The sequence below is a fragment of the Shewanella eurypsychrophilus genome, assembly GCF_007004545.3.
GTDB lineage: Bacteria > Pseudomonadota > Gammaproteobacteria > Enterobacterales > Shewanellaceae > Shewanella > Shewanella eurypsychrophilus.
Genome location: NZ_CP045503.2, coordinates 4,041,218 through 4,058,972, shown reverse-complemented (window position 1 = coordinate 4,058,972; position 17,755 = coordinate 4,041,218). Strand labels below are relative to the sequence as shown.

Here is a 17,755-nt window from a genome sequence, read left to right as displayed (position 1 = left end):
ACTAAAGCGCTCTCCTTTAGTCATTAACTCAAGCAAAAAAGCGTAGCTTTTAGGCTTCTTCGATACAGATTGCAATATCAAACACTTCGTAGATACGTAGGCCATCTTTACTTAGGCTCGCGTTACCTGTGATGACCTTCTTACCATCGACATCTTTAACTGAGGTGATGCTGACATCCATAGACATCTGCTTGTTCAGTGGGTTGATCTGACCACGATACTTCCATTTGATGTTCGACAGAATTTGACCAAACTTTGGATTTTTAAATCCAGCGCCAAGATCTTTACTGATGGCGTAAGTCTGCATGGTTTCGATAATCGCTTCAACACCCAGAGAACCTGGCATAACCGGATCTTGATGGAAGTGGAACTGGAAGAACCAATCACTTGGGTCGATGGTGCGCTCTGCATAGAGGTAACCTAGACCTTCGGTGCCGCCGTTATCGACGATCTCTACCTTGTCGATAAAGTTCAGCTGGCCACCGGCTAAGCGGTAGTGTGGCTGACTTGCTGGGGCATTAAAGTGACGACTGCTCTTGTCGAGTAGGTTTACCGTCGTATCGGCAGCAATACCTTTCGCCACATGCCAAGGCTGAGTCACTTTACCGTTATCAAGACCAAGTTGATCTTTTAGTGCATCACCCTTGAAGTAACCAAATACCGCTGTACCGCGATAGAATGGCTCGCCATCTGTGCTTAGCTCGAAGCTAAAGCTCTGGATGATGTTGGTGCCAGCCATAACGGTCGATAGTAGACGTGAGTCATTGCGTATCGTCTTGCCGCGCAAGTCTACTTCACGCAGCAATTCACCAGCGCCGTCTAAGTTACGGAAAAACAGCTCAAGACCAGGGAAACCAAGGGTGGTACCCATATAACCTGAGATAAAGCCATTTGGCTGCAGCGATATTTCCATCAAGATGGAGTAAGGCATTACGGCTTCATGGTTGTTCTTATCGAAATACCATGCATCCTGTGGTACTTCATATTCAGCGATACACGATGAAGGCTTTTTAAACTCGCCGCGCTTACCGTTGACTTCAATCACTCGCGTTGTTACCTGTAGATCGCCACACGGAGTACGTGGTGGGATCATGCCGCGATAGATAGAGAACTCTGGGCCGAAGCAGTTTTCTATATTACCTGTAGCAAACTCAAACATGTGATACGGGGTAAAAGGTACTGTATCAGGTACACGGTTCGGGTAGTCTGGTGTGATTGGCGCTTCAACGTGCGAAATTGGAATAACGCCCTTGTTTGGCGCCTTAGTCAGATCGGGAATTTGAGCCATCAATGGCGCATTTTTCGATGCTGGCTGCCTTTTATTAAGAGAAGCCGCGGGCGCTGTCGATGTAATAGCGTTAGTTGTCAGAGTCGGATAACGAACACACTCATCTTCTTCCTTGATCATCACACCTAGGTTTTGGAAGTCCACTACAGGCTTACCGTTCAGCAAGATATCGATATTCGCTTTCGCATATGGGCGTGGGCTGAAGCCAATTTCAGTCACTTCCATGCGGTAAGTCAATACGCCTGATTGCGGCAGTACTTGTCCACGACAACGCACCTGCTGTGAAGCGTTTTCAAGTGGCTGGAAACGACCATTGGTTACTTGCGTGTGCATGCCCAGATGCAGCATGTAGAACTGCAATAACTGACCACAACCTTCAGCCATCAATGAGCCTGCCATGACCTCATCACCCTGGAAGTGACACGGGAAGTACCAGTGATCTGCTTCAAGCTGCTTATGACCTTCGATTAAGCCAAGTCCCCAAATACCGCCGTTACGTTCAACCTTGCTGACCTGCTCGATCATCAAGAACTTCTCTGATGCGAAACACAGTGATGCTTGTGTTGGGCCTGCGTGAGTTGGGCCGAAACAGCCTTCGATATCGGCAGTCAGTAGTTTATGGATATCGCCATAACTGAAGCTATTTTTAGGACAATCAATCAGCGGATTGAAGGTCTTTTTAACCGCTAGTGCGCGCGCTTTCAACTCATCTTCGCTGCGGATAACGCCTTTACCGTCTGCAAGCTCTTCGTCGGTAAAGAAACCTGCACAACCACCATCCATTTTCAGGACCATGGTATCGCCAACGAAACACTCGTAAGAGAAGAAAAACAGTAAGGTTTCGCCATTACGGGCGTAGTTGTTGATTTTAATATCGTAGCGCAAGGTATCGCCGCCACGAGGCAAGTCGCCAAGGAAGGTGAGGGTACAATCAAGCAGGCGATAGACACGCTCGCCCTTGTTCTCAAAATCGATACCTAGGTAACTAATAAGCATCAAGTCACACTGGCCAGACTCAACCGCAACGGCCCAAGGGATCTGACCATCTACTAAATAGGGGGCATCAACCGGGATATCATACTCAGTGGTCATGGAGCAGGGCTTATACTGATTCATGGTGGCATCGAGTTTAGTGACTCGGGATACTAGCAAGTAATCTGTGGTTGGCAGACGTACGCGACGTGAATAGCCGTCGATGATGGCGTAATCTGAGCCAAACACCTTAGCGATATCACCTTCTGCGTACTCAACTAAGTCTGCATAGTTCCAGATACAGGGTTTAAGTTCTGGAGTCGGCGCAATATATGGCGCTACGTTAGCGTGATTAGGTGCTAGTTCCTTCCCTTTGGGAAAAGAGTTAGCAGCTGCAGGCGCTTCCGTAGCAAGTGTATTTGCATATGAAACAGGTGCTGGGATTGAAGTTACACTCTGTAGAACTTGTGGTGCAGCAGTACCAGTGACTTGCGCTAACTGCTGCTTAAGCAGGGCATCGGCCACTTTCATGCCTGCTGAACGGCTCTTTAAAAATGCCTGATGAGCTTCTTGAGTCAGTTGTTGGTTTTGCGCAAACGCTGCCATGTCACCCGCTGAAACGTCAATTGTTTTGCTAGGCGTTGTAATTACTTTATTTGTCATAAGGGTACCTAAAACTGGAGTAGGGCTTACAGGTGCTGTTAATTTGGGGGCTGTCGTTGCTGGTGCTGCTAATACAGGAGCTGCCAATACAGGAGCTGCCAATACAGGTGCTGTGCGCGAGACGATAGGCTTGTGCTGCTTCACAACTGTTGAAGCGCTGCCTGCCGCAAGTTTGCCCTGAATAGCAGCTAGACCTGCAAGTGGTGTATCGACGATATGTTGGTAGATATCACGACCACCAAGGGTGACTTGTTTTAACAGTTGGTGCTTAGCATCAGACTTGAGCTCACTGCTTAAGCGAGTGCTAAGGGCGCTGTTTTCAATTGCGGTCTGGCTGATTAACAACTGAGATATTTGATTCTCACTGGTGTTGGCAACGATTGCAGCGCCTGACTTATTCTGGATAGAGAGGCTAAGCAGGCCATGAAGTAGACTGGCCATCCCTGCAGCGGCAAAGCTGTGACCGACCCGGCTATCAGCGCTGGTACTAATAGCATTTGGGAACAGATGTGTCACTGAAACCGAAGCTAAGCTACCTGGCGCGACGGTGGTTTCAACGACCTTAATGGTGTTGATATCGACGCCTGCTTGAGTCAGCAAGCTGTCAACAACCAGGTTAGATTCTGTCGCCTGTCCAAACGCAAGTGCGCTTATCTCTCCGTAAGAGCTCTGTCCGTCAGAGCTTGTGGCATCACTTGGAACCAGTACTACAGCCCCGGCACCTTCACCGACATTCCAGCCGTGATTATTTTGAGCGGCGCTGGCATCGATAGATACAGGCTCGATACTGTTTTTCAGTATCACCTGCTCAAAACTACCCGACAGATCGACTGCTGCGATAACCACGGCATCGAGTGCTTCACTGGTCATCATATTTTGCGCGACATCAATACAGCGACTTACCGACTGCTCCGCGGCAGAGATAGTAAATGCTGGTCCATCGAAGTCCCATAAGGATGCGATGCGAGAGGCCATGATGTTGCCGATAAAGCTAGTGTACTGGTTGAGCTTAGCCGCATCGAGAACACTATCCATAGTGATAGCTTCAAGGGCTTGGTATTCATCATCGCTTAAGGTAACACCGATGGCTGAAAGGCTCTCTTGTAGTTGAGTGTGCAGGTTAACACGGCCACGAAATTGATGAAGTTCAAGCTCGGTTTCCATGGCAACCAGTACTGCAACTTTTTGCCCAGGCTTTAACTTGGCATCACGAATCGCTTCATCGGTGACCTTCATCAGCATTAGCTGCTGTGAGATCAGGCGATCATCTTCATTGGGTGGCAGTTTAAAGCGCAGGAAGTCCAGATCGAAACTGTCGACATAGGCACCTTTTGGTGCAGCGCTAAGGCCAAATTCAGCGAGCAACTCTTGGTGTTTCTCTAACCCTTTCCAGCGTTTCTTAGGTAGCGAGATAAAGCCATTGCTGTTTGATGCAACGGCATCATTGAGCTGGTTTATGCTGCTAAGAGGACCAAAGTGAGAGGCAAGACCGCTTATCTTCATCGCCTGCGGCTTTGGTGCAATAACCGACTGATGGCTAGTGCTTGCTGTTTGAACTGAGTACGACTCTAGCAACAAGTGCGCATTACAGCCACCGAAGCCAAATACCGATACGCCAGCATGACGCAGGGCATTGCCCTCTTTGGCTGGCCAAGGTTGTACCTGGTTAGGTAGCGTTGCAGTACCGAATAGTTTGTTTGGTGAAGAGATAGCATCGCTAATATTGATGCTTGGCGGCAGTGCCTGCTCTTTCATGGCGAAGATCATCTTCATGATCCCAGGCATTCCCGCAGCAGTCAGCAGATGGCCTAAGTTAGACTTAGCAGAGCCTATCAAGGGCGCTTTACTGCCAGCTAATTTATCTTCAAAGAAGGTTTCCATTGAAGTTAGCTCAATCTTATCACCTAGTGGCGTACCCGTTGCGTGGCACTCAATCACTTCGACATCTTTAGGCTCGATATCACTGGCGGCATAAGCACGTTCAAAGGCTTTGACCTGACCTTTTGGGTTAGGGCTCAGAACAAACTGGCCTTTACCGTCGTTTGATAGACCCACACCACTGACGACAGCATAAATTTTATCACCGTCACGCTCGGCATCATCTAATCGCTTAAGCACTAATACGCCAGCGCCTTCACCGGCAAACAAGCCTTTACTGTCACCGTCGAAGGGAACAGAGAACCCATGATCCGGGTAGGCATGGAAGATGGAAAAACCCATGTTGATAAAGAAAGGGTCTGCACCAGACACGGCGCCCGCCAACATCACATCGGCTTTGCCTGCGCTTAAGTAATCACAGGCAAGTTTTAGCGAGTAAACTGAGCTTGCACATGCCGCATCAAGACTCAGCTGTGCGCCGCCTAAACCTAAAGCATCGGCAACGATTTTTGAGGCGTTGTGAGCGATAGCGCCATTGGCGTTATCGAGAGCGGTTTCGCTACGGGCTCTATCTGTCTGAGCATTGGTTGGATTGAGCTTAAAAGCACTCGTGCCTAACTTATCCTGCAGGGCCTTTTCAACGGCGCTGTGATAGATAGGGAGAAACAGGTCGTTCGAACGAGTGGTTGGGAACGAGAGGGCGCCCATGATGATACCCGTACGAGCAAGTGAGGCGCTCTCTAGGGTGATACCCGCATCAATCAGGGCTTTACGGCTGGTATCTAGCGCCCAAAGGAAGCTGGTATCCAATCCGGTCAAGCTTTCACTTGGTAGTTGGTAACCTGTTGCATCGAAACTGAAGTTTTCAATGTAGCCGCCTTTATCACAATAAAAACGGTCAGATTGGCCCTGAACACCTTGATAATCTTGGGTGTTAGCCCCTAATTTTTCATTGGTTAGGGTGCTACGAGAATCTCGCTTGTCGAGCAGGTTTTGCCAAAACTCCCCTGGCGTCTTGGCATCAGGGTAGAGCGTTGCAATACCGACTATAGCAATCTTGCTTTGCTTAGTCAGGCTGTTGGAGTGAGTATGCTTGTCTGAAGAAGACATTAAACTTCCCCTTGTAATGTTTGTTTCAACGGCTGTGTGTTGTTCATCGAGTGGTCGCTGCTTAGTGAAGAGTGCAGTTGTGCTAGCGCTATTTCACGATTTAATCCATCAATAAGTGGCTGAACAGTGAGTGGAACTCGATGACTAATAAGTTGGCCTAATGCTTTAAGCAGGCTAGTGATATCATCACCGCCCTTTGCATTGACGGGCACAGTGCAGCAAGGAAAGTCAGTCGACTCGCCGCCACATTGGCGATCTTGTTTAGCTATTTTGTCGATGAGTGTGCAGTTTTGTCTGTCTGCGCCTAGCTCGACAAATAGCTTAACGCCTTGCTTCTGAGCACTGTGAACAAGTGCTGTGAAGTCTAAGGTGTTGCAGAAGGTATCGGCGATTGAGCGGGCAACAACTTGACTGTCGAGTCCGCCCCGACCATTGGATACTGTGCTGTCGCCTGAAGCTGCACTGATAAACTTAATATCAGTAGGCAGTGACTCTTGCAGCGGCTGATTGTAAAACTGCTCTACATTGCCGTGCTCCTCCATCGCTGGAGTCGTATGCATGGCCGTGACTCGATTCGCTGCAATACCGCGCTTTTTCATCTGTGCTAATAGTGCTCGGCACTGAGTCTCACAGCCTGCAATTACGCAGGTATCACCCTGAACAATGGCAAGGTAAGCGTGGGGAAACTCAGGGAGTAGCGCTTTAATCGGCGCGGCTGGTGAGCGAACAACAAAGCTATTCCAGACGATATCGGCATCACTATTGGTTAACTGCCACGCTTTGCGTACAGCTGTGAGCTTACCGGAAATAGCACTGGTAAAAAGTGGATCGGTTTTAGTCTTCTCAATCAAAGCGTGGGGAGCGTTCCACACACCAAGACTTGCCCACATCGATGCTTCGCCCATAGAGTAACCTAAGGCAAAGTTTGGCGTGATTTTAAACTGTTTCACCAACAACTGAGTCAGTAGATAGCTACTACCCACACCTGCAATAGCAAGATCCCCAAGCTGCATCGCTGGAGTCACTTTAGGGTCTAAGTGATAGATAGCATCGGCTTGAAACATCGACTTTAGATCACCTTCACGTTCGAGCTGTGAATAGAGTGATGGAAAGTATCTGTGTAGCTGACTAAACATATCGCTATAGACAGTTCCGACACCTGGGTAGACAAAGGCAAGACCATTTTGAGCAGATGAGCCTAAAGGCTCTGCAGTAAAGTAGCTGCCTGCTGGCGTCTTGTATTGTGAAGCGTGTTGGCCATTTTCACTCATTACCTTTGGCAGCGTTTCTGCCATGGCTGTGATCTCTTGAAGCATGGCTTCAGCTGAACTTGCCTGCAGGGTAATGGCGTACCTGCTGATGTTAGCTTTATTGCTGTGACTCTTCTCATATGAGACGAGGTTATCGCGCATCTGTGTTAGCAGTGAACCGGGCTTTGTAGTGAGTGTAGATTTCGTTCTAGCAAGCTCGCTGAGCAGTTCAGCTTGGGTGTCAGCACAAATAACAAACTCTAATCGCTTAGTATCGATAATCGATTTTGGTGCGATAAAGCCTGTGCCTTGGGAGACGACGAAGCTGATGCAACTAGCCGAACAGCTCTTTGATGAACTGCTTTGTAAAGAGTTGGTCAGGTTGATTGCCACAACACGTGCTTGATGGTGTTCGGTAAACCAGTAGTGACTAGCTGCTTGCTTAGGATTAATCGATGTTGCATCTCTATGGTGTGTACGAGAGGCAAGATCTTTGATCTGTTCACAGACGGCATCAAACTGCTCTGTGCTGTTAAGCTCATGCAGATCAAAGCGCTTACTGACGCTGTCAGGTTTACGCTTTGCTTGGCTTAATGCTTTAGCCATACTCTTGTCGGTAATAGTGCTGTCAGCAAGGGCAGCTGAATCAGACTGCGTTTGTATCTGCATTGCAGCAAGTTGCGCGTGGGGGTGAATCCTATTTTGCGCCGCTTTTAGCGCATGCATCATCAAAAGTGAGCTTGATGGTGTTGAGATCTGCACTATCTTACCTAGCTCTATCGACTCGATAGTGGCTGTTAAGTTAGCCTCAAAATCATCAACCTTGATAGAGACAAGTTCAGTGGTTTCTAGCAATTTCGAGTTATGCAGTTCCGGCATCAGTACTGATAGCTGCTTAGTCGTCTCAGGTGAATCAAGAGCTGGGCTATCCAGAGACCCAGTACATAAGCTTAAATCTAGTGATGCTGGAAGCACCAAGAGTGCGATGCGCAGAGGCATCTCACTCTTGATAACTTGATCACTGACGCTCGCTACTGAATTAACAGGAGGTGTCGGCTTGACCATTAAGCTTGCTCTCCTTTGCTCAGGGCTGTTTCATTTAAGAAAGCGCTGTTGAGGTTCTTGCTGATAGTGACTTTCGCCCCTTTCATCATCGCGCTAAGCTCACCATTTTCATGGTAAAGCGCGACATTAGCCTCAAGTGAACGACCACTGGTCTTCACGACCTCTAGCGCTAGCATTGCCTTGTCACCAAATGCCAGCGGCTTGTTTGAGATAAACTCACCGATAGTAGAAGGTAAGCTAGCTGCACCGTATTTAAGTCTCGCCCATACAAGCATCGCTTGAAGCAGCAGATCTTCTGCAAATGGCTGGCTACCACCAATATGCTGCGTTGCAACAAACTGGCCGCAATCGCTGTCACTCACCTGTGGTAATTGGCAACTGGCTAATAGGCCTGCGTCATCAAACTTAAACACCTGCTTTATGCCCTGCAAACGTGGCCCGTGGAATAGGGTTCCATTGCTATAGAGTTCAGCAGCAGTTGTGACGGCACCACCAAGATCGGTGAACGATTTGCTTGATAGCACTGCTGCTTCATTAGCGTTAGCGCTCACAAGAGTAGCCTTATACTGTGGACGCCCCTGACTGCTGATTAAAGCATTCATTCTAAGAGCCGCAGAAGGCTCGCTTTCTATAGGCGTTAACTCAAGGGTCATCTCTTGAACATCACTGCTGTCAAAGATGATCCCTTTAAGTAGCTTATAGTCGAGCACGTTAACTCGAGTGCCAAGCATCTCGCTCGCCGCCTCACGCATCCACTGAATTGCACAGACAGTGGGAAGCACTGGGTTACCGCTAATGCGGTGGTCTTGGATAAAGACCATAGCATTAGGGTTTAAGGCTCTTGTTAAAGAAACAGGTGCTAGCGGGCGCGATGCGTTCAGCACCTCACCCGCATTAAGCTTTTTTACAGAAGCTTCCTTGTTACCACCTTGCATAGAGGTACCGATAAGCAGCTGAGCGCCGGTCTCACTTAGCAGTTGAGTGGCAAAAAGCTCAGCCCCTGCTTTTAGTGGGATAACGTACACACCGCGGTCGGTAAACATCTTCTTAAGTGCATCGGTAACCATGCCGCCATCCCAAGGACCCCAGTTAAAGCTCATTACTTTAGCTTGTGGGTTGCGGGCAGTGAACTGCAGCGCGGTCTTGTTAAGGATGTCGTTCGACATGGCGTAATCGCTCTGACCTGTATTGCCGTAGAAACCAGCAGCAGATGAGAACATCGCCAGAAGTTTTATCTTGCTTGAATCAAGTGCTGCAAGCAGGGCTTTAAGACCATTGACCTTAGTACCGTAGACGCGACCTAACTCTTCTATTGTCTTATCTTGAATATGTTTGTCGGCAAGCACGCCAGCACCGTGAATAAGCCCGGTGATTTCATTTGAGCGACCTTTTAATGCTGCTGTGATAGCGGCGGTATCGGTCACATCCATGCTGACATATTCAGCACTCGCGCCAACTTGGGTAAACGCTTCAAGGGCTGTGTTTATCTCGATTGAGCTTTTCACAGTCCAAACTAAGGCTTCAACCTGCTTAGGGGTTGGCTTATTACCCGTAGAGATAATATGCGCAATCGCTGCGGGTTTTAACTCGCTAATTTGTTTAGCTGTTGCCCATGCTGGTATAGCCAGTAACTCGCTACGGCCTGCAAGGATAAAGTGAGATTGTGTACGCTTAGCTAATGCAAGGGCACATTCGAAGGTCACACCTTTTGCTCCCCCGGTCACCAGTATTTTATCTGCACTGTTAAGCGATGAACCTGCATGCTTACTGCTCGCATCACCAGCAATTAGGGTGGTACGTGCAACGTTACCCTTAGCATCGAGTGAGATACCCACTTCTGGCAGGTTGGTCACACTATCGAACAGCTCATTGGTAATCGCATCTGCAAGATGGGTTGCATCTAGGTCAGTAGCAATGTCTAGTGCACGGCAGAAGACTGTTGGCCACTCATGACTTAGTGTCTTAGTTAAACCTGCAAGTGCTGCTTGGTTTAGCTCAGCATTTTCAAGTTGCTTAATGTCTAAGTAACCAAAGCCACCATCGATACGGCTAACCGTGATAAAGCTGCGACGCATATCACTTGATGCTGTCAGCTTTGGTTGTAGCAGCTTAGCCCAAAGGAAGGCTTGGCTAACGTGAGTGAAGCTGTCATCACTTAGATTTACAGCGTCTTTAGTGTTGTTGCTATCTGCTTCAGGCTGTAGGTGAATAAACCCACCAATTTGACCTAGTTGCTGCTCGATTTGAGCAATAACTGCGCTGATACCTGATTCATCAAGACTGTCAGCTTGGAAGCTGGCAACATCACTGCTTAGCGGTGATTGAGCTGCGCCTTTAGGTAGACGAACAACGGCTACTTTAAGACCTTGCTTTGTTAGTTTCTCAGCTAATACGCCTGCGTTATGACCATCATCGGTGATCACTACGGTTGCGTCTGCGGCGAAACAGTTTTTAATCGTGTCCGCCGCATTAAGCTTTTTTAGCGCTACCTCGCTGTGAGGAGGAAGTTCTAGAGATGAGGTAATTGTGTCTGCGACTGACTTAACTGCATCGGTAGCTGCTGCAATCGTTGAAGTTACTGTAGCGCCTGCGGCGGCACTTGTATTAGTCAACTTAGAGTTCATGTACGAAACGATTTCGCCCAGTGTACGACACTCAGCAAGATCTTCTGGGTTTAGCTCAGGAAGGCCGGGAAGCTCATCTTGAACTGTTCCTAGAATTTCTACTCGCTTGATAGAGTCGATACCCAGGTCAGCTTCCATATCCATGCTAAGTTCTAGCATCTCAGTAGGGTAGCCCGTCTTATCGGCAACCACTGACATCATAGTGCCTTGAACCTTCTCCGCAGAGAGTGAGCCCTCAGCGGCTTGTGAAGGTAAAGAGTCAGTAGCGCTTGTTGCTGTTGCTTGAGAACCAACAGATGGTAGTTTCGAATTCATATAGCTAACGATTTCGCCCAGTGTACGACACTCAGCGAGATCTTCAGGGTTTAGCTCAGGCAAGCCTGGAAGCTCGTCTTGAACAGTCCCTAGAATTTCAACGCGCTTGATAGAATCGATACCAAGGTCGGCTTCCATGTCCATGCTAAGTTCTAGCATCTCAGTGGGGTAGCCAGTCTTGTCGGCAACCACTGACATCATAGTCGCTTGAACTTCTTGCGCGCTCAAGGCTGTCTCAGCAGAGAGGGAGCCTTCAGCGGCACTAACATTAGGAGCCGCCGCAGCGCTATTCGTCGCAGGTAGTTTCGAATTCATGTAGCTAACAATCTCACCAAGCGTACGACACTCGGCTAGATCTTCAGGGTTTAGCTCTGGCAAGCCTGGTAGCTCATCTTGAACAGTTCCTAGAATTTCAACACGCTTGATAGAGTCGATACCAAGGTCAGCTTCCATGTCCATGCTAAGTTCTAGCATCTCAGTTGGGTAGCCCGTCTTGTCGGCAACGACTGACATCATGGTTGACTGCACTTCAGCTGCTGATAATCCACCTGTTGCTGGTGCTACTGAAGTAGCTGTATTAGCACTTCCCTCAGCTGGCAGCTTAGAATTCATATAAGCAACGATTTCACCAAGCGTACGACACTCAGCGAGATCTTCAGGGTTAAGCTCAGGTAAGCCAGGAAGCTCATCTTGCACAGTACCTAGAATTTCAACGCGCTTGATAGAGTCGATACCAAGGTCTGCTTCCATATCCATCTCAAGCTCTAGCATCTCAGTTGGGTAACCGGTCTTCTCGGCGACGACTGACATCATGGTTGCTTGGACTTTCTCTGCAGAAAGAGTCGAGCTCAAGGCTGTTTGTGCGCTCAAGGCTGTCTCAGCAGAGAGTGAGCCTTCAGCTGCACTTGTGTTAGTCAGCTTAGAATTCATATAAGCAACGATTTCACCCAGTGTACGACACTCGGCTAGATCTTCTGGGCTTAGTTCAGGCAGGCCTGGAAGCTCATCTTGAACTGTACCTAGAATTTCAACTCGCTTAATAGAGTCGATACCAAGGTCCGCCTCCATATCCATCTCAAGCTCTAGCATCTCAGTTGGGTAGCCAGTCTTCTCGGCGACGACTGACATCATAGTCGCTTGGACTTTTTGTGCGCTAAGACCAGCAGGCGCCGCGGCGGCACTTGAAATAGAAGCAGAGCCTTCAGCGTCGCTTGAAGGCAACTTGCTATTCATATAAGCCACGATTTCACCCAGTGTTCTACACTCGGCTAGATCTTCTGGGCTTAGCTCTGGCAGACCTGGAAGCTCATCTTGAACTGTACCTAGAATTTCAACTCGCTTGATAGAATCGATGCCTAAATCGGCTTCCATATCCATCTCAAGCTCTAGCATCTCAGTTGGGTAACCGGTCTTCTCGGCAACCACTTCAAGCATGGTAGCTTGAACCTTCTCTGCAGAGAGTGAGCCTTCAGCGGCTTTTAAAGGTAAAGAGTCAGCGGCGCTTGTATTAGAGGTCGCGACAGGCTCAACTCTGCTTTCTACTTTTGCTGCTTGATACACTGGGGCTGCTTGCACAGGTGTTACGGCTGGAGCTACTTGAGCTACAGGTGCGGCCACTGGCGCTGGAGTTGCCACTTTCGCAGGAGCGGCTTGAACTGGTGCACTAACTCTAGGAGCCGCCGCAGCGCTTGGTGCTGCTTGGATAATGGCTGGTTGAGCGACAGGAGTGATGTTCTGGGTAGAGATAACAGTCGACGTGCCGTTAAGCATACCTAGTGCTGCAGTGTTGCTACCCGCTTGCATCTCAAGGAATTGAGTGTGGCTTTGCACTGTTTGTGCCTGAAGCTGGTGGAACTGCTCCATAGAGCGTTGTAGGCTCTCAGGGAGCGCAATGCCTGCGCCAGCGAGTTTAGTTTGCTCTGTCATCAAGGTTGTGAAGGTCTCACCGTATTGCTGCGGGATCTCCAGGAACTGTTGATGAAGCTCTGCAGCTTGCTGCTGGGCTGCAAAGAAGTTCGTTAGTGCATCGCTGCTATTAACGATTACTGATGGCTTGGAATTTTTAGACACTACTAGATTCTCTTGAACTGGTTCGGCATTGGCTGAGATATAAGTTGCTTGTGGGTTGCCTGGCTGCAGAGATGCAACTTCAACAATCTTTTCAACTTCAACCACTTTTTCAACAATTTTTTCAACTTCAACAATTTTCTCAACCACTTTCTCAATTTCAACAAGCTTTTCTTCGATGATTGTTGAGCTAGTGACTGTGCCAGTTTCTAATGACTTAGCCATCTTGGCGCGTGTTGCTTTGCTAATATGGTTGACTGCATTAAGAGAGATGCTCATTGGAGACTTTTTCTCTGGTGCTGCAATCTCTGCTTGGTATGGATCGATATTACCCAGTTTGATACCCGCAACGGCTAACTGCACTGCAGCTTGCTTAAGTTGTAGATCGCTATCACCTTTAGGGCTTGGGTTGATAGAGATAGTGCTAATGGCATTCTTGTCATTAAGCGCCTTATCAGCAAGAGTGCCCTGTACCAGCTTCTGCAGAATGTTCTTTGGACCGAACTCAACAAATACGCGAGCGCCGGCGTTATACATGGCTTCAAGCTCCGCAGTAAAGCGTACTGATTGAAGCATATGTTTCTTGAACGAGGCCTTAATCTTTGCGGCGGTATTGTCATAAAGCTCACCCGTCGCGTTTGAATACAGCGCACACTTTGGCTTAGTGAACTTGGCAGCATCAATGGCTTTAGCAAATGGTGCTTGGGCGTGACCAACGAGCTCAGTGTGGAATGCGCCAGATACAGGCAGGTTTATCGCCTTATATCCAAGCTCACTAAGTGCTTTGGCCGCTTCACCGGTAGAAACAGTAGGACCTGCAATGACAGACTGAGTCGGTGCATTGTAGTTAGCCACTTTTACGTCATCGAATTTTGCGATAGTCGCTTCAAGTGTATCTAGGTCTGCTGCAGATTTTGTAATGATAGCAAACATAGCACCAGTGTCAGCTTCTACGCCGTCTTTAGCTGGGGCTTTAGTGGCCATGGCATCGCCACGGGCAAATGCTAATTTGTAGTAGTCTTCCGTTGAGATAGCGCCAGATGCGCAAAGAGCTGTTAGCTCACCAAAGCTGTGTCCCGCAACCATATCGGCATTGAAACCAGCAGCGGTGAATAACTCGTACTGACCCATAGAGATGGCACCGATAGCACTTTGTGCATTAGCAGTGTTAGTCAGTACCGCTTCTTGAGCTTTAACATCGTCTCTGTTGAAGACTGGCTTTGGATAAAGTGTCTGTGAAAGAGGTGTCTTATTATTGGCGGCAAAGACTTTATCAGCAGCGACAAATTGCTGACGTATTTCTGGGTAGTAACAGGCTAGATCGCGGCCCATGTTGAGGTACTGTGAACCTTGACCAGCAAATAATGCTGCAACTTTACCTTCAACACTCGATGCGCGGTAGCTAGTGCCACCAGGTAGTTGCCAATCGCTATCATCACTGCTGGTCAGCTTAGCGATAGCTTGCTTGATCTGTGTTGCTAGTTCTTCACTTGTGTTAGCCACTAAGCCCAGGCGAGGCGCGTTAGCATCAAGCTCACGTAGTGCATAATCAGTCGCAGCAGTGGCAAGCATGAACTGTTCACTTGTTGTCGCTGCAGCTAAGCTGTTTAGCTCAGTGATAAGTGCATCTTTCGATGCGGCACTCACTAGGAAGCTTTGGGCTACTTGGCGCTGACGGTATTTAGCTTTCTCAGCATCGATGCGGCTATGTTCTTTACTATACTCTTCCAGTACGAAGTGGAAGTTAGTGCCACCAAAACCAAATGAGCTGATACCGGCGCGGCGCGGTGTACCATCGGCACGTGGCAACCAAGGACGAGTCTCGGTATTGAGGTAAAAAGGTGAGTTTTCAATCTCAAGTTTAGGGCTAGGCTGACTGATGTTAATCGTTGCTGGCAACACCTTATGGTGTAGTGCCAGTGATGCCTTAATCAGTCCAGCTGTACCTGCTGTAGACTTAGTGTGACCAATTTGAGATTTCACCGAACCTAAGGCAATGTGTTGCTTAGTGTCGTTGCCATCGGAAAATACTGAACAAAGACCGGCAAATTCTGCTGCATCACCTGCAGCGGTACCAGTACCGTGAGCTTCGATAAGACCCAATGTATGTGGCTCAAAACCTGCGTCATCATAAGCACGTCTTAGGGCTTTAGCCTGACCTTCTGGGCGTGGTGCGTAGATAGACTTGAACTTACCATCTGATGATGAACCTACACCTTTAATCACTGAATAGATTCTATCGCCGTCACGTTCTGCATCTTCGAGGCGCTTAAGCGCGATCATGCCGATACCTTCACCGATCATCATACCCTTCGAGTCGATATCAAACGGCTGAATGGTTTCGTTGGTGGTGAACGCTGGTGTCTTAGAGAAGCTCATGTACATAGAAGGTGAGTTATCGGTACACACACCACCTGTGATCATCATCTCTGAGCGACCTTCGACCAGTTCACTCAGTGCCATACGCATGGCAGCAAGAGAGCCAGCACATGCCGCATCAACCACACAGTTCATGCCGCCTAAATCGAAACGGTTGGCGATACGACCTGAGATAACGTTACCCAGTGAACCTGGGAACGAGTTCTCTTCCCAGTGAACGTACTGATCTTGAAACTTCTTGATCAGCATGGCGCTATCTTCGTCGCTGATACCGCTGTTAGCGAACACTTTCTTTAGCACAGGGTATTGAAGACGAGCGGTTAAGCTGTGGCTAATTTTCTGACCACCACCGACACCGAGTGTGATACCAATTTTATCTCTGTCATAACCTTCTGCAAGGTTTGCATCGGCCAAGACCTCTTTAGCAACGATCAAAGACAATAGCTGCGATGTATCAGTTAACTCTAGGATATTTGGCGGCAAGCCAAACTCCATTGGGTTGAAATCAACATCTGGCAAGAATCCACCACGCTTACAATAGCTCTTATCTGGCGTGCTCTTGTTAGCATCGAAATACTCTTCAGGCTTCCAGTGGGTCGATGGCAGTTCGGTGATCGCATCAATTTTTTCGCTGATAAGATCCCAGAACTTGTTCAAGTAACGTGAGTTAGCAAAGATACTTGCCATACCTACAATCGCGATAGGCATATCTTTGAGACGTTTATTTAAACGTATATCTGCTTTCGAATCTTGCTGCTGAGTCGCGTCAGCTACTTTGGCTTTCGAAGAAGCTTTAGAAGCTTTTGACGGCTTAGAGGTTTGGCTCATTATGAGTCTCCACTGGGTGCCTGATTAGGCGTCTTGTTGTTAGTTTCAACGTTTTCTGTGACATGCCCATGACTAAGCTTGGCACCAGGAAATCGCTGTAAAAAGGTGTGGTAGTTGCGAACAAGCAACTTACGCAGATGAAACGGCCCATGCTTTAACACATAAGCGATGTATCGGTTGGTGGCTTGGGTATTGCCATCTTGATATATATCTAAATAAAGCCAGTCACTGTTTCGGTCTATGCCGAGCAGTATTGAACTTGGTTTTTCGTCAGTAAGCTGTGGTGGAATAGTCAAAGAAACCACCTGCAGCACATCACTGTCACTATCTTCTGCAATGATTTTGGCCAATGTATCTGGGTGCAGCGTATAGGTTTCTATATTGCTGCCCTGAACAATTGGCAATTGATTAAAATAGCGTTCAGGAACTTGAGGGCTTTGAATATCGCCAACCTTGGATACGCCATAACGTTTAAGACATCGTGCTAGGCCTGAACGTGACACATTAGGATTGATAAATTTTTGTGTCACTTTAAGGAGTTTATCTAGCGGGGTCTTAAGCTGATATCTTAGCCCTACCACTACATACTCCTGCAGGGGAGTCAGTGTCGTATTGAGGTGGTGGGGAGTATTTGGTGTATTCACGACAGAGTCACGACTACGCCACTTGCGCACAGTCGCTTCGCTGATATTCAGCACCTTGGCAAGCTGACCCACAGAAAAGTCAGATTCTTGTATGAATCGACGCATCTCTGGTGTCGTGGTGGCATTGCTGTGCCGAGCTTCTGTTGCGGTTTGCGTACGCTTACCCTGATTTAAATTATCTGAAATAAGCTTTTTGCGAGTTTGTTCTACCATTAAATTAGCGGGCTTCCGTTAATAATGTACTGGGACTAAATACGACTTTATGACTGAGATACTCTGCAGAAGTTCCCGTTCTATCGTGATTTAACCAGTATTGTTTGGCCAATGGTTGAGCACATTACCTGAGCTTGGATAGCAATACAATCACCTGGGACTGAATATGTTCACTTCAGACCAGTTTGAGAGTACGCGTGTATCTTTTATTTGTGGAGCCTCACAAATTTTGTACAAATTATGTTTCAGAAAATAAAACATGACTTAGGTCAAATAACCAGCATTAACTCGGGTCTATACTTACAATTAACAGTCAAACACTATCGCCTTTTTAAGTTTACGTATTTCACCTTTTATTAACTTTATGATGGCTATTCGAGTTGGCTATCTTTGACGGCTAGGTTGCGATAGTTGTTAGAGAGAAAAGGATTAAGCGTGTTAATTGAGATCGTTAATTAA

The 17,755-nt window shown here is 47.9% G+C and carries 4 protein-coding genes; all 4 read right to left on the bottom strand.

All coding sequences use genetic code 11. From position 1 onward, the window contains the following. Positions 1-49 precede the first annotated feature (49 nt). From FM038_RS17230 to FM038_RS17215, 4 genes are read right to left on the bottom strand one after another with little or no spacing between them, the layout of a single operon-like run. Positions 50-5,911, bottom strand: a complete 5,862-nt coding sequence (locus FM038_RS17230; RefSeq protein WP_142874557.1) for a hotdog fold thioesterase — start codon at positions 5,909-5,911, stop codon at positions 50-52. Beyond that, positions 5,911-8,226, bottom strand: a complete 2,316-nt coding sequence (locus FM038_RS17225; protein WP_142874556.1) for a PfaB family protein — start codon at positions 8,224-8,226, stop codon at positions 5,911-5,913. Before FM038_RS17225 ends, FM038_RS17230 begins: the two co-directional genes overlap by 1 nt. Next, on the bottom strand, positions 8,226-16,439 hold the full coding sequence (locus FM038_RS17220; protein WP_142874555.1) for a type I polyketide synthase: 8,214 nt from the start codon (positions 16,437-16,439) through the stop codon (positions 8,226-8,228). The genes FM038_RS17225 and FM038_RS17220 overlap by 1 nt, the downstream gene beginning before the upstream one ends. Then, complete coding sequence (locus tag FM038_RS17215; protein WP_185965854.1) at positions 16,439-17,296, bottom strand: helix-turn-helix domain-containing protein; 858 nt, start codon at positions 17,294-17,296, stop codon at positions 16,439-16,441. Before FM038_RS17215 ends, FM038_RS17220 begins: the two co-directional genes overlap by 1 nt. Positions 17,297-17,755 lie beyond the last annotated feature (459 nt).